Here is a 19,339-nt window from a genome sequence, read left to right as displayed (position 1 = left end):
GAGGGGTTAAGCGGCGCCCAGGCCGCTCGCCGAGGTGAACGCGGCATGAACATTCATGGTCCCACAGGGCCCAGGAGCGGCGGCTTGAACTTTCTGATCTCGCTTGTGGTCGGCCTCCTGGTCGGCGGTTTGTACGGTCTGCTCCGCGTACACTCGCCGGCGCCGCCGCTCGTCGCCCTTGTCGGGCTCCTGGGCATGGTGATCGGCGAACAGAGCGTCCTGCTTCTTCTGCGGCATCATTGATGGTGACCCGAGGATGCAACGATAGTGAAGCCTGATGTCGCGGACGACTGAGCAACAAATCCGGACGTTCGTTCATGTTGCGGAGATCGCGGTCAAGCTGTTCGGCCGACTGCAATTCGCTATGAGAGAGGAGGTGTTGGGTGGCAGCCGAGCTAAGCCGACCGCCGGGACCGGCCACGGCGCTGCGCGGGTTCGCGCTGGCCCTGGTGTTGCTCTGGCTCTCAGGCGCGGCGTTGCGGGTGACCATCCTGGCGGTGCCCCCGGTGCTGCCGCGCATCACCGCCGAGCTTGGCCTCAGCGCTACCGACATTGGTCTGTTGACTGGTCTGCCGTCGCTGCTCTTCGCTCTGGCGGCGGTGCCCGGCGCGCTGCTGATCAGCCGCTTCGGCGCGGTATCGGCATTGGTGGCGGGGCTGCTGCTGAACGCGATCGGCGCGGCGGCGCGGGGCTTCGCGGGCAGTGCCCTGGGGTTGGACGCGACGACAGTTCTAATGTGCCTCGGTATCGCCGTGATGCAGCCGGCGATGCCACCGTTGGTGCGGGAATGGGCGCCGGCGCGCATCGGCTTCGCCACCGCCGTCTACACCAACGGCCTGCTGATGGGGGAGCTGATTCCCATCGCCTGGGTGCCGCAACCGGTGCTGCCCCTGGTTGGCGGCGGCTGGCGCGCCTCGCTGGCGGTCTGGGCGCTGCCGGTACTGGCAACGGCGCTGCTGGTGGGTGCGCTGGGCCGCCGGTCGAAAGCCGCGGCGGACGCGGCGACACCACGCTGGTGGCCGGACTGGCGGGACCCGCGGGTCTGGCGCCTTGGCCTGATGCTGGGCGGCGTGAACGCCACCTATTTTGGACTGAACGGCTTCCTGCCGGGCTGGTTGACCGCTGCCGGCGCGCCGGATCTGGCGCGCCCGGCGCTGACCGCGCTGAACCTGGCGCAGATCCCGGCCTCGCTACTGATGCTGGTCCTGGCCGGGCGGCTGGTGCGGCGGCCGGCGGCTTATGCGAGCGCGGGTGCGCTGCTCCTGACCGGGGTACTCGGCTGTGTGGCGATGCCCGGTCCCGCCGCGGTGGCATGGGCCGGCCTGGCGGGGTTCGCCGGGGGGATGCTGCTGACCTTGGGCCTGGCTCTCCCCTCACTGCTGGGCGCGGCGGCGGATGTGCCGCGCCTCGCCGCCGCCATGTTCACCGTCAGTTATGGGCTGGCGCTAGGGGCGGCGCTGCTGGCGGGACGGCTGTGGGACCTCAGCGGCATGGCGGCCATGGCTTTCCTGCCCTTCGCGCTGGCGGCGTTGGCAGTGACGCTGCTGGGTGCCACGCTGCGGCTGCGGCCGGCGGAAGCGCCGCGGTCCCGCGACCTGCGCGCTGAAGTTCCGGCAACAGATGATCGATCTGGTCCGCGCCGGCCGTGACCCTGCCGACCTCGCTCGGGTTTGAGCCTTTCCGCCACGCCATCCGGAACTGGATGGCCGAAGCCGATCGACCGGCTGACCGCCGCGAGACGAAGCCAGCAGGCGGTGATGCCATTCTGGCCACAGCCGAGCGCGACGCGTTGGTCCGTCTTCGGCGCGGGAACAAGCGACTGCGCCTGGAATGCGACATCGCCTCTCGGGCGGCAGCCCGGTTCGCGAGGGAGATCCGCGCTGCGTGGGCAGCCGACTGCTCGAGCAGCGACTCGTCCGCGCCATCCGGTTCATACCATGCTAAACGAAAGAAAAACTGGGAGATACGTCATGCCATACCCTGTCGCCCGCGTTCACGGGTTGACGCCGATTGGCCCGGTGCCGACTGGGCGGGTGTCGTCCAATGCCTGACGATTTCGGCCCGACGCCGTCGAGCGTTCCGGTGCAATCAATCGAGAGCCGCGCCTCATGGGTCGCGGCCGGTGTGAGCCTTGCGATCCTGTCCGTGGCCTATGGCTCGACGCTGCTGATCGTGGTCGGGCTTCGCGTGATGGAGATCGATCTCGGGGTGTCGCGCTCGACCATGGCGCTTGCCGGAGGGCTGACGTGGGTCGGGACGGGCTTGGGCGGTATCGTCATGGGTTGGCTAGCCGACCGGATCGGGGTGCGGAACAGCGTGTTGATGGGCGCGGTGATGATCACGCTCGGTCTTGCCCTGTCATCGAGCGGCAACATCTGGGCGCTGTATATCGGACAGGGCGCGCTGATCGGGTTCCTGGGAATGGGAGCGATCTACCCGCCGCTCCTCATCTACGTCAGCCGGTGGTTCGATCGCCGGCGCGGCACTGCCATCGCGCTGATCTCGTCCGGCCAGTACATCGCAGGTGTCGTTTGGCCCGCGGTGTTCGAGCGGTTGATGGCGGGTCCCGGCTGGCGCGTCACGTACCTGGGCTTCGCGGGTGTTGTGTTGCTAGGCGTGGTGCCGCTCGCTGCCCTGTCCCTGCGCCCCGCGCCAGGCGCGGTTGGCGCTGTGGCGGGAGGCACCGGAGACAAACGTGCCGCGGGCACGCGGGTGCTGGGACTGCGGCCGAACACGGTGCAGGCGATCCTTTGCACCGCCGGCTTCTGCTGTTGCGTGCCGATGGCGATCCCGCAGGCGCATCTGGTGGCGTTCTGCGGCGACATCGGCCTCGGCGCGGCGACGGGCGCCATGATGCTGTCCGTCTTGCTGGCGTGCGCGTTCATCTCACGGCAGTTCTGGGGCGTCTTCGCCGACCGCCACGGCGGCCTTAAGACGGTGCTCGCAGGGTCGGCCTTTCAAGCCGCGGCGATCGGTGCCTTCGTTTTCACCCAGAACGAGGCCGGACTATTCGTCGTCGCCGCTGGCTACGGGTTTGGCTTCTCCGGCATCATCCCGGCCTACGTCGTGTCGATCCGCGACCTGTTTCCATCGGCCGAGGCATCGTGGCGCATCCCCCTCGTGCTTTTCACCTCAATGAGCGGCATGGCGTTCGGCAGTTGGTTGGCGGGGCGGCTGTACGACCACTTCGGCTTCTACGCACCAGCCTTCGGCTCCGGCGTCGTGTTCAACGTCATCAACCTGGTTTTGCTTGGCTTCCTGGTGTTGCGACAGCCGAAACGGCGGCGCGCCATCGACGCCCGGCTTGCCGTTTGAGCAGGGTCGGCGTCAGTGCCGCACGCCGACTTATCCATCGGCAGCCCGGTAGATGCCGCCGGGATAGGTGGTGAACCGGCGCCCGAGCCCGTCTATCGCCGCGATCCGCCGCGCCGGCAAAAAGGAGAAGATCGACATCGGCTGCCGCCGCATCCGGGGGCGCGCACTTTGCCGTGATCCCGCCAGCGGCGAAGGTTGCGCTTGCTGCGCCGCCGTGGCCAACCGCCGCCGCGTCAGGCGCCGCCGCCTGCAACACGTGGGCAGCCTGAGACGCAAACAGTCGGCCGTAATAGCGGATCGTGACGCTGGCCGGACACGCCAGCACTGTAAGATCGGTGAGTGGGTCGATGGTCATTGGGCATGCCTTGTCGTCAGCAGATGTCATACCATGCGCGATCAGCCCTCAACCTCATCCGGACCGCATTCGATGCACATTACCTCCAAGACCTATGATGTCGCAGACCTGTGGGCAGCGCAGGAACTCTATCACAGCAACGGCTGGACCGACGGCCTGCCGATCGTCCCGCCGACGCGCGATGCGGTCCAGGCTTGCCTGGAATGGGTGATGACGCCGCCCGACCAACTGCTTGGCGTCGAGCCGGTGCGCGGCGTGCCGATCACCGCGGAAAAACTCGCCATCAACGCCGTCATGGCGGGCTGCCTGCCGATGCATTTCCCCTGCGTCCTCACCGCCTTCACCGCGATGCTCCGGCCGGAGTTCCTGCTGCATGGCGCCACGTCCTCCACCGGCGGCTGCGCCGTGTTCATCGTGCTGAACGGTCCGATGCGCCGCGAACTCGGTGCCGCCGGTTCGTTCAACGCCCTGGGCAACAGCGACCGCGCCACTGCGGTGATCGGACGCGCGATCCGCCTCGCGTTGATCAACATCCTTCAGGTTCGGCCCGGTGGCATTGATCGCTCCACGGTCGGCCACCCCGGCAAGTTCAGCTACTGCGTGGCCGAGGACGAGGAGGACTCGACGTGGCTGCCGCTGCACGTCCAGCGTGGACTGCCGCCGGAGGTGTCCGCCGTCACTGTCATGGCCGCCGGCGCGCCACGGCAGATCATGAACGAGTGGACGACGCGGCCGGAGGACATCCTGGAAACCTTCGCCGCGGAAATGCGTGCCAACATGCGCCACTATTCGATTTGGGGTGGCAACTATACCCTGATCATTCCCAAGCAATTGCGTGACCATCTTCAAGCCGCCAACTGGAGCAAGACCGATATTGCCGCCTACATCCACCAGCGCGCTCGTATCCATCGCGGCGAATGGGCCGAGGTGGGCAAGGGCGCGGTCGTGCGCGAGCGCGGCGATAGCGAATATACGGCACTGCCCACGCCCGATGATCTTCTTGTTGTCGCCGCCGGTGGCCCCGCCGGTGGCTTTGGCGCCGTGATCCCGCCCTGGCTTGGCCTCAAGAGCCGCGCCGTCACCCTGCCGATCGGCGCCTGTATTGACTGTGAACCGCCGGCGCGGTGAACTGCCGGTTATGCCTCTGCAGGTCCTCGATCCTACCAACGAAATCGTGCCACCGGTCGGTCAGCCGGCGCCCCGGCTGACGTCGCTCGCTGGCAAGACCATCGGGTTCATCTCCAACGGGAAAGAAGGCACGCAGGGCTTTTTTGCCCATCTCGACCGCATGCTGCGCGAGGAATTTGGCGTGGCCGATGTGGTCAGGCGCGTGAAGTCCAATTACAGCGCACCAGCCGATCCTGACATCGTGGACGAGATCCGGCGCTGGCAGGCGGTCGTTACGGGGATTGGCGACTGAGGCAGTTGTTCGTCGTGCAGTCTGCATGACTCCGTCACCGCTGAACGTCTTGGCGTTCCCGCGATGGCCGTGATGACCACCCGCTTCATCAGTGCGGCCGATTTGATGGCGCGTGTTCTTGGCTTTCCGGCTTACGGGTTCGCGGTCATTCCGCATCCGATCAGCAGCGCCAGCGACGACGCGCTGCGCGAGATGGCGACTGTCGCGACCGCCGAGGTGCGTCGCCTGCTGCTGCTTTCGAAATAGGTGAAGCGGCGTGTCCTGGGGTTGATGCAGCCGAGCTTGCTCCGATAGCATGGACGCGAGCACTTTTGGCGGATCCGAATTCGCCGGCATGTCGTTCACTTTCGTCGTACCATTGATCGCCAAGGATCCTGGCGCGATGCTAGCCTTTTATGCCGGCAGCCTGATGCGTCGCGGCAGCATTGCCGCGACATCCATAGAGGCGTTATGTGCCTAGAGCGCTTCCGCGGTGACTGGAAACGGGCATAAGCCTTCCTTTCGTCATGGCTGGCCTTGTGCCGGCCATCAGCGCACGAAAGCTGGGGGCGGATGGCCGGCACAAGGCCGGCCATGACGGCGGATAAAGATCGGACGGTTCCAGTCAGCGCAGACACGGTCTAAGCTGAAGACGTACGCCGGATCAATCGGAGCCCGAACGGGCCGCTTAACGGGAGAGAAGCAGTTCATGACAACGATCTCTAGGCGCCATCTGCTCGCGGCCTCGGCTGCAACGTTGGGTGTCCCTGCCATCGCTAGCGCGCAGGGCGCGGCCAAGCCCCGCTTGACGGCCATTTCGCAATGGTCCTCCGGCAGCGACGGCGCGGCGATTTCCGCACTCGGCAAGGTGTTCGAGGAGCATGGCGGCATCTGGCAGCACAACCCGGTGCCGGGCTTCACCACCGATATGATGAACAAGCTGCGGGCGCAGATATTGGCTGGCGATCCCCCCGCCATCTCTCAGCTCAAGGGCCCCGAGATCGCCGCCTGGTCGAAGATCGCGCCGACCGTGGACATCTCGCCCTGGGTCAAGGCGGCGGGCTGGGGCGACAAGGTGCCGGCCGAGCTGGCCAAGAGCTGCCAACCCGCCGGCGAATGGATCGCGGTACCGTTGCAGGTGTATCGGATCAATACCTTGTTCCTGTCCGCCAAGGGCATGCAGCGGGCTGGCCTCAGCAAGCCGCCTGCCACCTGGGCCGAGTTCAATGAAGCGGCGGAAAAGATGAAGGCCGCCGGCATGACGCCGGTCGCCAACGGCGGCATCCGTTGGGACGACGGCATGAAGTTCGAGATCGCGCTCGCCGGCATCAGTCCGGACATCTATCGCCGCGCGATCATGGAACTCGACAGCGACGCGCTGAACAGCAAGGAGGTGCTCGCCGCGTTCCAGCAATTGCGCAAGATCGCCAACTGGATGAACCCCAACATCGCGGCGCAAAACTGGCAGGTCAACATTCCGGCGTTCGTGAAGGGCGACATGGGGATGGTGCTGATGGGCGGCTGGGCACAGGGCAACCTGATGCGGGCCGGCGCGACGACAGCCGACTTCACCAGCGGTTCGGCGCCGCAGGAGAACGGTCCGCCCTGCTTTGATCTCAACGCCGATTGCTTCATCTTCTGGCGCCAGAAGGCGGCGGACCTGCAAGCGGGTCAGAAACTGTTCGCCGATGTCGTCATGCAGCCCTCGACGCAGGCCATGTACTCGAAGATCACCGGCTCGATTCCCGCCCGCGTGGACGTCGACCTGTCCGGCCACGATTTCACCGACGGCCAGCGCAACGCCGCGCAGAACCTGCGTGACGCGATCGGTCAGAAGCGCGTCGTCCTGAGCCTGGCGCACAACATGGCGCAGCCGAACGGCATCACGGCGGCGATGATCGATGTGCTGACCGACTACGTGCACAACAGCGCAATCCCGGCGGCTGAAGGGCAGAAGCGCCTCGCCGCGGCGGTTGAAAGCGCCCAATAGAGCAGATCGCGGGAGAGCGGAACGTGCGGACGCGTGAGTCTGCTCTACAAATCAGCGCTCCAGCGCCGTGACCGCTACCTCGGCACGGATCTGGCGAGCGCGCGCCGGCGGCGTGCTGACCCAGCTCGCGATCCTGGTGCCGTTGGCGATCGCCGCCGGGCATGTCGTGCTGTTCACCGCCTGGACGACCTGGGTGTCATTCACCCGCTCGACATTGCTGCCCGACTACACCTGGGTTGGCCTGCGCAACTACCGGGCCGTGATGCGCACGGAAAACCTGCACATCGCCTATGTGAACCTCGTCATATTCGGCTTTGGGTCGGTCCTGCTGACGGCCGTGGTCGGGCTTCTGCTGGCGATCCTGCTCGACCAACGGGTTCGCGGCGAGAATGTCCTGCGCACGATCTTCCTCTATCCGCTGGCGGTTTCCTTCGTGGTGACCGGCACGGTCTGGAGCTGGCTGCTCAATCCCGGACTGGGCATCCAGAAGATGGTGCAGTCGTTCGGCTGGCCGGGATTTCACTTCGACTGGTTGGTGCAGCCGGACAAGGCGATCTATACGCTGATCATCGCGGCGGCCTGGCAGGGTGCCGGGTTCGCCATGGCATTGTTCCTGTCGGGCCTGCGATCAGTCAGCGCGGATCTGATCAAGGCCGCGCAGATCGATGGTGCCGGCCCATGGCGCACCTACTGGCGCGTGGTCTTGCCGACGATGTGGCCGACGGTCATCACCGTCCTGGTGATCCTGCTGGCCGCGGCGATCAAGACCTTCGACCTGGTGCGCGCACTGACCGGCGGCGGTCCGGGCATCGCGACCATGCTGCCGACGCTGGTTGTCTACGATTTCATGTTCCAGCGCGGGCAGCTAGGCCGCGGTTCGGCTGCCGCGGTCCTGATGCTGCTGTCGCTGGTCGTCGTCCTGGCGCCCTACGGCCTGTATATCCGGTGGCAGCGGCGACGGCGGGCCCGTGCATGAAGTGGAACCGTCTGATCGTGTACGCGGCTCTTGTCGTGCTGGCGGTGCTGTTCCTGGTGCCGCTGGCGGTCGTCGTGGTGAACTCGCTGCGCAGCAGCCAGGAGATCGCGGCGACCTCGATGATCGGCTGGCCGCGGCACTTCGCCTTCAAGAATTACCCGGACGCGTGGGACCGGTTCTGCATGGCCGAGCATTGCTGGGGCATTGAGCCGTATATGGTGAATTCGCTGGCGATGGCGATACCGGCGACGCTGATCTCGACGTTGCTCGGCGCGGTCGCCGGCTATTCGATCGCGCTCTGGCGCTTCCGTGGCGACCAGGTCGTCTTCGGGGTGGTGACGCTTGGCATCTTCCTGCCCGAGCAGATGAAGCTGATCCCGTGGGTGGTGGTGCTGCGCGATCTTGCGCTGATGAACAGCATCGGCGGCCTGATTCTGATCCATATCGTGCAGGGCATGAGCTTTACCACACTGTTCTGCCGCAACTACTATGTCAGCATCCCGCTGGACCTGATGAAGGCGGCGCGCATCGATGGGGCCGGTTTCTTCCGCGTCTTCTGGCGCATCGTGCTGCCCCTGTCGCCGCCGATCCTGGTGGTAACGGTGATCTGGCAGTTCACCGGCATTTGGAACGAATTCCTGTTTGGCGTGACGTTCACCTCTGGCGCCAACCAACCGGTGACCGCCGCGCTGATCTCGCTCAGTGCCGCCGTGACCAGCGAGCCGATGTACGGCGTGCAAAGTGCCGCTGTGCTGATCGCGGCATTGCCGACACTGCTGGTTTACCTGTTGGGTGGGCGTTATTTCCTGCGCGGTCTGACGGCGGGGGCGGTGAAATGAGGCATTTGAAATGGCCGCGCTGAGCATCCGCGGCGTGTCGAAGCGATTCGGTGCGCTGGACGTTCTAAAGAACGTTGATCTAGACATCGAGAGCGGCGAGTTCGTCGTGCTGGTCGGCCCATCGGGCTGCGGCAAGTCGACCTTGCTCAACATTGTCGCCGGGCTTGAATCTCCGAGTGCCGGAACGATCGAGATCGGCGGACGCGTGGTGGACGGTGTGGCGCCAAAGGATCGGGACATCGCCATGGTGTTTCAGTCCTATGCGCTGTATCCGTCGATGACGGTCAGGCAGAACATCACGTTCGGGATGGAATGCCGCGGCGTGGCGAAGCGGCAGCGCGATGAAGCCGCGGCCCGGGTGGCTCGGCAACTGCAGATCGAGACCTTGCTGGATCGCCGGCCATCGCAGCTTTCAGGCGGTCAGCGCCAGCGCGTGGCGATGGGGCGGGCCCTGGTGCGTGACCCGCTGCTGTTCCTGTTCGACGAGCCGCTATCCAACCTCGACGCCAAGCTGCGTGTCGAAATGCGGATGGAGATCAAGCTGCTGCACCAGCGCGTCAGCGCGACGATGGTCTATGTCACCCACGATCAGATCGAGGCCATGACAATGGCGACGCGGATTGCCGTCATGTACCAGGGTGAGGTGCAGCAATTCGCCGATCCCGACATGGTCTATCGGCGCCCGGCAAACCTGTTCGTCGCCGGTTTCATGGGATCGCCGCCGATGAATATGCTGCCGGCGCGACTGACGGCCGACGGGAACGCTCCTTTGGCGGTTATCGGCATGGGACGGCCTGACGAGTTGCGCGTCAAGCTGCCGCTTCACGATGGAGCTGCCGCATACCGTGATTCCGAAGTCGTTCTAGGTATCCGGCCGGAATGCATTGCCGAGGCCGGCCGTCGTTTTGGTCCGTCGTCGGACGCGACTCTGGCGTTCAGCGCCGACGTGGAAATGATCGAACCTACGGGCGCCGAAACGATTGTGCTGCTGCGTCTGGGCGGTTCGCCGGTTCTGGCGCGGGTGGCCGCCGATGTCCGGCCGCCGCTTGGCGCGCCCGCCTCGTTCGTGCTTGACACCAATCGCATTTGCTTGTTTGATCCGGAAACACAACGAATTATCGGATGATCGATGCCGTGACTGCCAAGGAAACGATCCAGGAGTGAGCAATCATTCTGCCATATTGCTCATGAAGTCGTTCGATAGCGCCGGTCGTTCCGCCCTGGGCACCGGCCCTTCCCAATCCATTGTCGGGATTGGGTGCCCGTGCCTGATTCGCACCCGTTATTCGGCCATGAAACCTTAATGGAAATGGATCCGTCCAGCATGTCACCCCAGGTCGCATCACACGTCGTTGCCCAACTCGCGCCGCACGGTGTGCTGCGGGCGGCGATCAACATGTCCAACTTCCTGCTGGTCACCGGCCGCACCGCGTCCGGCGACCCGGAAGGCGTTTCCCCCAGCATGGCGCGCGCGGTCGCCGATCGTCTGGGCGTTCCGGTCACCTACGTGCCGTTTCCGAAGCCGGGTGAACTGGCGGATCAGGCTGGCAAGGATGTCTGGGATATCGGCCTGATCGGTGCCGAACCGGCCCGCGCCGAAAAGATCGCGTTCACCGCCGCCTACGCGGAGATCGAGGCGACGTATCTGGTACCCGCCGGTTCGCCGATCAGCCGTATCCAGGACGTCGACAAGTCCGGCGTGCGCATCGCAGTCACCGCGCGCAGCGCGTACGACCTCTGGCTAGAGCGCAACATCAGGCAGGCCACGCTGATCCGCTCCGACAGCCTGGATGGAGCGTTCGAGCAATTCGTCAACGACAAGCTGGAAGCTCTGGCCGGCCTGCGTCCGCGGCTGTTGTCGGACGTCAGGAAGGTTCCGGGGGCGACACTGCTGGAAGGTAAGTTCACCGCCGTGCAGCAGGCAGTCGGCACAGCCAAGGCCAACAGCGAAGCTGCCCGGTTCCTGCACGATTTCGTCGAGGAAGCCAAGGCTTCCGGCCTGGTCGCTGGCTTCATCGGACAGTACAAGGTCGACGGGCTTTCGGTGGCCCCTCCGGCGTGATCAGCCGTCGGATCGGGCTTTTCCGTCGGATCATGCGCTCACCCGATCCGCAGCAGCGTGGTGCCCTCGGTCTTCAGCCAGGAAATCGCGGCGTGTCTGTGCGGCGTCAGTTCCTCCACCAGCGCCCAGAACTGCCGCCCGTGGTTCATGTGGCGCAGATGCGCGACCTCGTGCGCGACCACATAGTCCTGCACGAACGGCGGCGCCATCACCAGGCGCCAGCTTAGCGCGATCGACTTGTCCGGGGCGCAGCTTCCCCAGCGGCTGGAGGTATCCTTCATCGTCACCCGCCGCGGCCTGACGCCGACCAGGCTGGCTTTGGCCATCGTCACCTCGGTCAGCCGCCGCCGAGCCTCCTGATGGAGGAAGTCGCGGATGCGGCGGCTGAGGAATTCCGGCGCGCCGGCCACATGCAGCGCACCATCGGCGATCCAGGCGGCGCCGCGGCCGTTGACGACATGGCTGATCCGATGCGGCAGGCCGCCGATCGGCACGCTGGCTCCATCGGCGAACCGGACGGCGGCCGGCAACGCGGCCAGCCGGTCCGCGACCCAGTCCACATGGCTCATCAAAAGCGCCATGCCGGCCTTGTGCGGCGCGCGGGTCGGCAATGTCACGATGACCGCCCCGCCGGCCGGATCGATCCGCAACGACACGCGCCGCGCCCGGCTGCTGCGGCGCCATTCGATACGGGCGACACCTGATGGCAGGGTCAGTGATTCGGGCAGCGCGGCGTCCATGGGTACCATTGCGCAGAGGCACGGGTCGTTCGTCAACGGCTGGTAGCGCTGGTCTCGATAAAGGCTGGGAGGAAGTCCGTGGCGGCCGTGATCGAACCAGCCGAGCGAGCCAATTTGGATCAAAAACAGCTAGAGCGTGATCGCCTGAGGCTGACCCAGTCAGAAGGCGTGGATCACGCGATCAAACAATGAATTAAAGCGCGATTCGTGGGTCGACCTAAATCAATCGCGCTTTAACAGGCTGCTGAAAAACTTATCTGAAACGAACCTCTGGTTGTGGTAGCTCAGACTCAGAGGAAAACCCTCTATGATCAAAGCGATATTAAGGTGGATATGCTCGATAAAGCCGTTTTATGTCAGCCACAAAGGTAACGTTCCGGCTGTTTACAACCAAAAGCGACTTTTTCAGCAGCCTGTTAAAGCGCATCCTTCACCTTCGCCCAATCCTCGATCGCGGCTTCCTGACCGGGGACAAGCTGGATGGTGAACTGGGTGTAGCCGGCATCGCGCAGGGCGCCGATCCGTTGGACCAGGTCCGGCTGATCGCCGGTGAAGGTGGTCTGGCGGATCATCTCGGCGGTGACGAAGGGACGCTCGGTTTCCTTCACCGCCATCAGATGGCCGCGGTGATTTTCGAGGTAGCGTGCGTCCGCAGGCTGGAAGTGCTTCGCCATGGCCACGTAGGCCGCCACCGGTTCCGCCACCGATGCCGGTATGGGCGAAGTGTTGGGCAGGTCGGACAGCGCCTCATCCGCCGCGCGATGGAGCAGCACGGCGGCACGCGGGCCCGCCTGTGCCATGGCACGATCGCTATCCAGGGCTTCGTCCGGCCGCAGCACGCAACCGGTTGCGAAGGCCACGGCGGACAGCGCGGGTGCGGCGTGGCCGGCGTTCTCCCAGCTGTCGCGCATTGCCTGCATGGCCGCCACGCCGCCCGCAACGTCGCCGACGAAATTCAGCCAGCCGGCGGCGAGCTTGGCAGTCAGTGCCCGCGCCTTCGGCCCATAGGCCGAGACATGCAGACGGACCGGATCGGCAAGGTTGATCAGCTCCAGCTCGGGATTGAGGAAGGTGATCTTTCGCCGTCCGCCCTCCACCTCGAAGTCCACCACGTTGTCGTTCAGCAGGTTCATGACGACCCGGATGTATTCCTCCATGTCGGCGAGCTTCATCGCACCCAGACCCATCGTGCGCCGGCCGGTGAAGCCGGTGCCGACGCCGAAATCGATCCGGCCCGGCGCAAGCTGGTTCAACGAGGCGAAGGCATTGGCGGTGACCGGCGCGATGCGGTTGGACGGGATCAGCACGCCGGTGCCAAGCCGGATGTGGCTGGTCTGGACGGCGGCGGCGCCCATGGCGACGAAGCAGTCGGCGCACAGCATCTGCGTGTCGTAGAACCAGGCGTGGGAGAAGCCCAGGTCCTCCGCCCGCTTGACGACCTTCCAGCTATCCGCGGCGGTGGCGACGGTGATGCCGAAGTCCATGCTACAGTTTCCTCCCATCCGGCGCAGGCGAATCGTGGACAGCCGATGGTGATCGTCGCGAACGGACCATCAAGATTTCGCTGCGTGGCCTGCTGAGGTGAGTGGCCGGGTGGAGCCTTGTCAATGCCGCCCGTGCCGCGGCCGGATAGGCCACGGCCGAGGTCATCACCGCCACGCGCTCGGCGTCGTGGATCAGTCGGATCATCTCGTCAGCTTCCAGAGGTCCGGAGGTGATTCGCATACTGGCGTCGGCAATGGCAACCTGTTGCCAAACCGCATGAGGGCTGTTGCATGTCCGACGTCATCCACGCCAGTTTCACCTTCAGCGATTTCCACCTTCAGGGCGGCGACAGCCTGCCGGAGGTGACGCTAGCCTATGCCACCCGTGGCACCCTGGCCCCAGATGGCCGCAACGCGATCCTGGTGACGCACGGCTACACCAGCGGGCCGCGGATGATCGAGCCAGGGGTCGCTTCGTCCGAAGGCGCCTGGAGCACGCTGGTCGGACCGGGTGCGCCGATCGATACGGACCGGTATTTCGTCGTCTGCTCCAACATGCTGGGGTCCAGCTTCGGGTCCACCAACGCGGCGTCGATCGATCCAGGCAGCGGCCGGTGGTACGGGTCGCGCTTCCCGCGGATCAGCGTGCCGGACATCGTCACGGCGCAGCGGCGGCTGCTGGAACATCTGGGCGTGACGCACCTGCGGGCGGTCGTCGGGCCGTCCTACGGCGGGTTCCAGGCATTCCAGTGGGCGGTGACATTCCCGGATTTCATGGATGGAGTGGCACCGGTGGTCACGTCGCCGCTGCCGCCCGCGTCCGACCGGATCGAGGGGCTGATGAAGTGGTTCGGGCCGGACCCGAACTGGAACGGCGGCGACTACTACGACGGCGGCGGCGTGCACGAAACGCTGACCGCGCTGCGGGTGGATACGCTGACGCGGTATGGGCTGGCGGACAGCCTGGCGGAGCGGTTCGCCGACCCGGCCGAACGCGACCGGGAGCTGCGGCGGATCGCATCGGCGTGGGCGGATGTGTTCGACGCGAATTCGTTGTTCATCCTGGGGCGGGCGATGGAAGATTACGATGTCGCGCGGGATTTCGGGCGGATCAGAGTGCCTGTGCTTTATGTGCTGTCGCGCACCGACGCGCTGTTTCCGCCGACGCTGGCGCCGGGGGTGATGGCGGGGTTGCGGGCGGCCGGGGTGGACGCGGAGTATGTGGAGATCGACAGCGAGCACGGGCATCTGGCGTCGGGCGCGGATGCGGATAAATGGGCGCCGGCGCTGCGGCGGTTTATTGACACGTTGGAAGCGGGTGGGCGATCAGGTTCTGCTTATCAATAAGCCTGTCGGTTGTTCCGACGCGCCATACCTTCACCAGCGGGGCGGCCGCAGGGCGCCATCCACGGCTTGCCGTGCCGATCTCGGCAAAGGCGTGGATGACGGGCCGACACCCGCCACCACGGGATTCGGCACCTTGAGCGCAGCAGTTACTTGCCACAATTCCGTGCTCCCCAGGGCATGGACGTTCGGCCGGAAGCCGCCGGCCGATTGGTCAGGGCGCGGAAGCCTGACTGGCCCAAATCTGATCACCAGCGATCATTCCATTCCACCAGCCCGAAAGCGAACGTCCGAATGACCATGGTTGACGATGCCATCACCTCCCGCCGCTCCATCCGGCGGTTTCTGCCCACCCCGGTTCCGGCGGCGACCGTGGAAGCGATCCTGGACGTCGCCGTCCGCGCGCCCAGCGGCACCAACATGCAGCCCTGGCGCGGCTACGTCGTGGCCGGCGCGGCCAGGGACGCCCTGGTCGATGCGGTGCAGGCGGTGTTCGACGCGCAGGAACCGGGCCACGCGCAGGAGGTGCAGTACTATCCAGACGAATTCTTCGACCCCTACCTGTCCCGCCGCCGGGCCGTCGGCTGGGGCCTGTATGGCCTGCTCGGCATTGCCAAGGGCGAGGGTGCGAAGATGAAGGCGCAGCACCGCCGCAACTTTCAGTTCTTCGATGCGCCGGTAGGCATGATCTTCACCATCGACCGGCGCCTCGCTACCGGGTCCTGGCTGGATTACGGCATGTTCCTGGAAAACGTGATGGTCGCCGCGCGCGGCCGTGGGCTGGACACCTGCGCCCAGGCCGCCTGGTCGCACTACCACCGGGCGATACGCCCCGTGCTGGGGCTGACGGAGATGGAAACCGTCGTCTGCGGCATGGCACTCGGCCATGCCGATCCCGACGCGCCGGAGAACATGCTGGCGACAACCCGCGCTCCGGCGCGTGAGTTCATGCGGTTTGATGGGTTCGCTTGACCTTTAGCGCTGCATGTGGAACATAAAGGGAACATAAAGAAGACCGTGGTAATCGGGCAACGGAAGCTTCATATTGTAGTGTGGGCGGCGGAATAGACCTATATCTTGTTTGCCTCGAATCCGACGCGCCTGAGAGAAGGGCCGTCCGCGAATGATCTTGCCAGAGGAAGCCGCAATGGAAGCCGTAATGGAAGCCGCCATGCTCGATGCCATCCAGATGCCCGGCCGCTATCAGGTTCGGGTGGACCGGTCGCGGGATGCGCTGCTGACCGATTTCGGTCGGGCGACGTTGACCGACCGATATCTGATGCCGGGGGAGGCGTTTCAGGATCTGTTCGCACGGGTGGCGTCCCAATATGGCGACAACCACGCGCACGCCCAGCGGATCTACGACTACATGAGCAAGCTGTGGTTCATGCCTTCCACCCCCGTGCTGTCGAACGGCGGCACCAATCGCGGCCTGCCGATCTCCTGCTTCCTGAACGAGGCATCGGACAGTCTGGACGGCATTCTGGGGCTGTGGAACGAGAACGTGTGGCTGGCGTCGAAGGGCGGCGGCATCGGCTCGTACTGGGGCAACCTGCGCTCGATCGGGGAGAAGGTGGGCGCGGTCGGCAAGACCTCCGGCGTCATTCCATTTATTCGTGTCATGGACAGCCTGACCCTGGCGATCAGCCAGGGATCGCTGCGGCGCGGGTCGGCGGCGGTCTATCTGCCGATCTGGCATCCGGAAATCGAGGAGTTCATCGAGATCCGCCGCCCGACCGGGGGCGATCCGAACCGCAAGGCGCTCAACCTGCACCATGGCATCCAGATCTCTGATGCCTTCATGCGCGCGGTGGAGGCGGATGAGCCGTGGGCGCTGCTGTCGCCGAAGGACAAGTCGGCGGTGCGCTCGATCTCCGCGCGCGCGCTGTGGGTGCGGATCCTGACGGCGCGAATCGAGACCGGCGAGCCGTACCTGGTGTTCTCCGACCACGTTAACAACGCGCGTCCCGAGCATCACAAGCTGGCGGGGCTGGAGGTGAAGACCTCCAACTTGTGCAGCGAGATCACGCTGCCGACGGGTGAAGACCAGCATGGCAACCAGCGCACCGCAGTGTGCTGCCTGTGCAGCCTGAACCTAGAGAACTGGGCCGAGTGGGAAGACCATCCGACGTTCATCGAGGACGTCATGCGGTTCCTCGACAACGTGCTGCAGGACTTCATCGATCGCGCGCCGGCCGGCATGGAGAAGGCGCGGTATGCAGCGATGCGGGAACGCTCGGTCGGTCTTGGCGTGATGGGGTTCCATTCGTTCCTGCAGGCGTTGAACGTGCCGTGGGAAAGCGTCGTGGCGAAGGTGTGGAACAAGAAGATCTTCCGGCATATCCGCGCGCAGGCGAATGCGGCGTCGGTGACGCTGGCACGGGAGCGTGGGGCGTGTCCGGATGCCGCCGAGTATGGGGTGATGGAGCGGTTCTCGCACAAGCTTTCAGTCGCGCCGACGGCGTCGATCTCGATCATCGCCGGGAACTCGTCGCCAGGGATCGAGCCGATCGCAGCAAACGTGTTCCTGCAGAAGACGCTGTCGGGCAGTTTCTCCGTGCGCAACCGCCATCTGCAGAAACTGCTGGCGGAGCGGGGGTATGATAACGAGGAGGTCTGGTCGTCGATCACCCTGACCAAAGGCAGCGTGCAGCACCTGGATTTCCTGACGGAGCAGGAAAAGGCGGTCTACAAGACGGCGTTCGAGCTGGATCAACGCTGGGTCATTGAGCACGCGGCGGATCGGGCGCCGTTCATCTGCCAGAGCCAATCGGTCAACGTGTTCCTGCCGGCCAACGTGCATAAGCGGGACCTGCACCAGATCCATTTCATGGCCTGGAAGAAGGGCGTGAAGTCGCTGTACTACTGCCGCAGCCTGTCGCTGGCGCGAGCGGACAACGTCAGCGAGAAGGCGGTGGCCCCGGCGGCGTTCACGGTGATCGGGGAGGCGTTGCCGCTGCCGGCGAATGACGGGCAGGCGCGCCTGCCGCTGGTCGCGATGACACCGGCGACGACGGATTACGAGGAGTGTCTGGCCTGCCAGTAAAGGACCTTTGGCTGTGGCTTTCATGATAATTGGCGGGGTTCTTCCGGTGTTATAGGATGCTGATTACGCGTGTATTTCAGGCGGCGTCGACCAGGGCGGGTCGATCCCATGAGAAGCATCTGAAGGAGCTGCGTCACATGCACGATACCGGCAACTACTCGAACGACCTTGCCGAGCTGTTCTCCATTTCATGGCTGATCGTCTATCGCACCCTCGCTCGACAGCTTGGCGGCACTGTCGCGAAAGCGGCGTGAGATTCCGGAACCTACGCGCCTTCACGGGGCTCCTGCCGCCAGTTACGTTGAGGCATGAGCGTTCTTGAAACGGCGACTGGCAGCGTCAAGCCGAGGCTCTACCACGCCCCGTCATCTTATTTCTCCATGATTGCGCGGCTGGCGCTTGCGGAGGCCGGGATCGACCACGAGCAGGTTTTTGTCGACATCCTCTTCCGACGCAGCCAGCAGCTACCAGCATACGTTCGGCTCAACCCGAACATGACAGTTCCAACGCTGGTGCTCGCCGGGCGCGTCCTTGATCAAAGCCGGGAGATACTGAACGTCGCGCTGTCCGGCGCCGGACAGGCGCCTGATGCCGAAACTGCGTCATGGCTCGATCTGCATTACGCCTACCCGATTGAGGAACTGACCTTTGGCGGGTTCCTGGCCCGCCACGCAGCGGCACGCGCCATCATCCCCGCCAGGATGGCCGCCGTCCGCCGCCGCCTTCTTCAAGCGGCCGCCGCTCATCCTGATCTAGCCAAGGTTTACGAAAGGCGGGCCGAGGTGTTCGCCGAACGCGAGCGCATCTTTGATCCCAAGATGGCGGTTCACTTGTTGGCGACGCGGCGCACGGAAGCAGTCGGGTTGCTGGACCGTCTCGAACGTCATCTCGCCGACCGCTGCGATGTGATGGTCCCGCCGGATTACGGCGCCGCTGACGTCGTGTGGACGGTGTTTCTAGCCCGCATGACGTTTGTCGGGATGGCAGGAAAGATCGCCGACAGGCCGGCGCTTGCCCGATACTGGGGTGCGATGAAAGCACGACCCAGCTTCGTCGCAGCCGATATATGGACAACGTTGCAAGTCGGCCGCGTTATTTTCGGCATAATCCACGGTTGAGCGCCACGAAGATATGTCCGCTTTTGGGCTGGCCGACATAACGATCTAATGTCCGAGACGGCCGCAAAGCCACCGCCGGCGGGCCGGGCACACTATGTCCGGTTTCCGCCAAACTCAGCGTCGGGGTGCGCCATACAGCGCTGCAGGAACCCCGCCAGTTATCGCTGAGGGCCACGGTTGGCGGCGCGAGAACCACCTGCGCACAGCAACGAGCCGAGCGCGACCGTTGCACGATCGCGCACCCGATTTGGGGTTTGCCAGCGCGTGCGATCCGGATGATCGTTCGAGCCACGATAGCCGCGTCGCGATTGCTGGTTGCAAGACGCGGGTCAGGATGAAATGCGCGTCCGCGCGATGGCGTCGGGTCTCGCCGCACGGCGGACCGCGCTGCAGGGGATGGGGCCATACAGGTGCGGGAATGGAGCCTGATCGGGCTCGCTGTTGACCCAGCATAACCTGGCCGGCACCTCGTCCGGATCGAATGTCAGCACGAGCAGATCCGTGACCCCGACGAAATGGCGAGCCAGAACGAAATCGAGCTGCTCGGCGGTGCAACAATGCAGGAAGCCGTCACGATGCAGCGCGGGCGGCGAATACTGGCCGGTCCGGCTCGCCATGTCCCAATCGGCTTCGGTGGCGACGTGATGCAGTTCCATGGTTCTGATCGCTGC

Annotated in this window: 17 protein-coding genes; 14 read left to right on the top strand and 3 right to left on the bottom strand. The window is 65.0% G+C overall.

Annotated features, from left to right (window positions below; all coding sequences use genetic code 11):
* Positions 1–84 precede the first annotated feature (84 nt).
* The 10 genes from ACQY4S_RS15930 to ACQY4S_RS15885 all read left to right on the top strand — a co-directional run bounded on the left by ACQY4S_RS15930 (position 85) and on the right by ACQY4S_RS15885 (position 10,936).
* Positions 85–243, top strand: coding sequence for a DUF1427 family protein (locus ACQY4S_RS15930; protein ID WP_428486164.1), 159 nt, complete (start codon positions 85–87; stop codon positions 241–243).
* Positions 244–383: 140 nt separating this feature from the next.
* Positions 384–1,649, top strand: coding sequence for a CynX/NimT family MFS transporter (locus ACQY4S_RS15925; RefSeq protein ID WP_428486163.1), 1,266 nt, complete (start codon positions 384–386; stop codon positions 1,647–1,649).
* Positions 1,650–2,043: 394 nt separating this feature from the next.
* On the top strand, positions 2,044–3,315 hold the full coding sequence (locus ACQY4S_RS15920) for an MFS transporter (protein ID WP_428486162.1): 1,272 nt from the start codon (positions 2,044–2,046) through the stop codon (positions 3,313–3,315).
* 427 nt (positions 3,316–3,742) lie between these two features.
* On the top strand, positions 3,743–4,798 hold the full coding sequence (locus tag ACQY4S_RS15915; RefSeq protein ID WP_428486161.1) for a hypothetical protein: 1,056 nt from the start codon (positions 3,743–3,745) through the stop codon (positions 4,796–4,798).
* A 10-nt stretch (positions 4,799–4,808) separates the two neighbouring features.
* Positions 4,809–5,336 (top strand): UGSC family (seleno)protein, encoded by a 528-nt coding sequence (locus tag ACQY4S_RS15910; RefSeq protein ID WP_428486290.1) that lies wholly within the window; start codon positions 4,809–4,811, stop codon positions 5,334–5,336.
* A gap of 442 nt (positions 5,337–5,778) precedes the next feature.
* A complete protein-coding gene (locus ACQY4S_RS15905) occupies positions 5,779–7,059 on the top strand; it encodes an ABC transporter substrate-binding protein (RefSeq protein ID WP_428486160.1) in 1,281 nt (426 codons plus the stop codon).
* A 67-nt stretch (positions 7,060–7,126) separates the two neighbouring features.
* Complete coding sequence (locus tag ACQY4S_RS15900) at positions 7,127–8,035, top strand: carbohydrate ABC transporter permease (RefSeq protein WP_428486159.1); 909 nt, start codon at positions 7,127–7,129, stop codon at positions 8,033–8,035.
* On the top strand, positions 8,032–8,874 hold the full coding sequence (locus tag ACQY4S_RS15895; protein ID WP_428486158.1) for a carbohydrate ABC transporter permease: 843 nt from the start codon (positions 8,032–8,034) through the stop codon (positions 8,872–8,874). Before ACQY4S_RS15900 ends, ACQY4S_RS15895 begins: the two co-directional genes overlap by 4 nt.
* Positions 8,875–8,884: 10 nt before the next feature.
* Complete coding sequence (locus ACQY4S_RS15890; RefSeq protein WP_428486157.1) at positions 8,885–10,000, top strand: ABC transporter ATP-binding protein; 1,116 nt, start codon at positions 8,885–8,887, stop codon at positions 9,998–10,000.
* A 198-nt stretch (positions 10,001–10,198) separates the two neighbouring features.
* A complete protein-coding gene (locus tag ACQY4S_RS15885) occupies positions 10,199–10,936 on the top strand; it encodes a transporter substrate-binding domain-containing protein (protein WP_428486156.1) in 738 nt (245 codons plus the stop codon).
* A 38-nt stretch (positions 10,937–10,974) separates the two neighbouring features.
* Here ACQY4S_RS15885 and ACQY4S_RS15880 read toward each other — a convergent pair whose 3' ends face one another.
* Together ACQY4S_RS15880 and ACQY4S_RS15875 are read right to left on the bottom strand one after the other, a co-directional pair.
* Positions 10,975–11,676, bottom strand: coding sequence for a M48 family metallopeptidase (locus ACQY4S_RS15880; RefSeq protein ID WP_428486155.1), 702 nt, complete (start codon positions 11,674–11,676; stop codon positions 10,975–10,977).
* Between the two features lie 416 nt (positions 11,677–12,092).
* Complete coding sequence (locus tag ACQY4S_RS15875) at positions 12,093–13,160, bottom strand: LLM class flavin-dependent oxidoreductase (protein ID WP_428486154.1); 1,068 nt, start codon at positions 13,158–13,160, stop codon at positions 12,093–12,095.
* A gap of 291 nt (positions 13,161–13,451) precedes the next feature.
* Here ACQY4S_RS15875 and ACQY4S_RS15870 point away from each other — a divergent pair, with 291 nt between their 5' ends.
* The 4 genes from ACQY4S_RS15870 (at position 13,452) to ACQY4S_RS15855 (ending at position 18,668) form a co-directional block, all read left to right on the top strand.
* Positions 13,452–14,507 (top strand): alpha/beta fold hydrolase, encoded by a 1,056-nt coding sequence (locus tag ACQY4S_RS15870; RefSeq protein ID WP_428486153.1) that lies wholly within the window; start codon positions 13,452–13,454, stop codon positions 14,505–14,507.
* A 291-nt stretch (positions 14,508–14,798) separates the two neighbouring features.
* The gene (locus ACQY4S_RS15865; protein ID WP_428486152.1) at positions 14,799–15,476 is read left to right on the top strand and encodes a nitroreductase; all 678 of its coding nucleotides are present in this window, start codon (positions 14,799–14,801) and stop codon (positions 15,474–15,476) included.
* Between the two features lie 175 nt (positions 15,477–15,651).
* The gene (locus ACQY4S_RS15860) at positions 15,652–17,550 is read left to right on the top strand and encodes a ribonucleoside-diphosphate reductase subunit alpha (RefSeq protein ID WP_428486151.1); all 1,899 of its coding nucleotides are present in this window, start codon (positions 15,652–15,654) and stop codon (positions 17,548–17,550) included.
* 308 nt (positions 17,551–17,858) lie between these two features.
* Positions 17,859–18,668, top strand: a complete 810-nt coding sequence (locus tag ACQY4S_RS15855) for a glutathione S-transferase family protein (RefSeq protein ID WP_428486150.1) — start codon at positions 17,859–17,861, stop codon at positions 18,666–18,668.
* A 329-nt stretch (positions 18,669–18,997) separates the two neighbouring features.
* On the opposite strand, the gene ACQY4S_RS15850 is transcribed toward ACQY4S_RS15855, so the two are convergent.
* On the bottom strand, positions 18,998–19,324 hold the full coding sequence (locus ACQY4S_RS15850) for a DUF952 domain-containing protein (RefSeq protein WP_428486149.1): 327 nt from the start codon (positions 19,322–19,324) through the stop codon (positions 18,998–19,000).
* Between the last annotated feature and the right edge of the window lie 15 nt (positions 19,325–19,339).

This window comes from Rhodopila sp. (assembly GCF_965276935.1).
Lineage (GTDB): Bacteria > Pseudomonadota > Alphaproteobacteria > Acetobacterales > Acetobacteraceae > Rhodopila.
This window is presented reverse-complemented; position numbering and strand designations above follow the sequence as displayed.

What these genes read in the sequence shown, in the direction of transcription:
- ACQY4S_RS15920 (WP_428486162.1), top strand. Translation starts at nt 2,044, where the DNA reads ATGCCTGACGATTTCGGCCCGACGCCGTCGAGCGTTCCGGTGCAATCA.
- ACQY4S_RS15915 (WP_428486161.1), top strand. Translation starts at nt 3,743, where the DNA reads ATGCACATTACCTCCAAGACCTATGATGTCGCAGACCTGTGGGCAGCG.
- ACQY4S_RS15905 (WP_428486160.1), top strand. Translation starts at nt 5,779, where the DNA reads ATGACAACGATCTCTAGGCGCCATCTGCTCGCGGCCTCGGCTGCAACG.
- ACQY4S_RS15895 (WP_428486158.1), top strand. Translation starts at nt 8,032, where the DNA reads ATGAAGTGGAACCGTCTGATCGTGTACGCGGCTCTTGTCGTGCTGGCG.
- ACQY4S_RS15890 (WP_428486157.1), top strand. Translation starts at nt 8,885, where the DNA reads ATGGCCGCGCTGAGCATCCGCGGCGTGTCGAAGCGATTCGGTGCGCTG.
- ACQY4S_RS15885 (WP_428486156.1), top strand. Translation starts at nt 10,199, where the DNA reads ATGTCACCCCAGGTCGCATCACACGTCGTTGCCCAACTCGCGCCGCAC.
- ACQY4S_RS15880 (WP_428486155.1), bottom strand. Translation starts at nt 11,676, where the DNA reads ATGGACGCCGCGCTGCCCGAATCACTGACCCTGCCATCAGGTGTCGCC.
- ACQY4S_RS15875 (WP_428486154.1), bottom strand. Translation starts at nt 13,160, where the DNA reads ATGGACTTCGGCATCACCGTCGCCACCGCCGCGGATAGCTGGAAGGTC.
- ACQY4S_RS15870 (WP_428486153.1), top strand. Translation starts at nt 13,452, where the DNA reads ATGTCCGACGTCATCCACGCCAGTTTCACCTTCAGCGATTTCCACCTT.
- ACQY4S_RS15865 (WP_428486152.1), top strand. Translation starts at nt 14,799, where the DNA reads ATGACCATGGTTGACGATGCCATCACCTCCCGCCGCTCCATCCGGCGG.
- ACQY4S_RS15860 (WP_428486151.1), top strand. Translation starts at nt 15,652, where the DNA reads ATGGAAGCCGTAATGGAAGCCGCCATGCTCGATGCCATCCAGATGCCC.
- ACQY4S_RS15855 (WP_428486150.1), top strand. Translation starts at nt 17,859, where the DNA reads ATGAGCGTTCTTGAAACGGCGACTGGCAGCGTCAAGCCGAGGCTCTAC.
- ACQY4S_RS15850 (WP_428486149.1), bottom strand. Translation starts at nt 19,324, where the DNA reads ATGGAACTGCATCACGTCGCCACCGAAGCCGATTGGGACATGGCGAGC.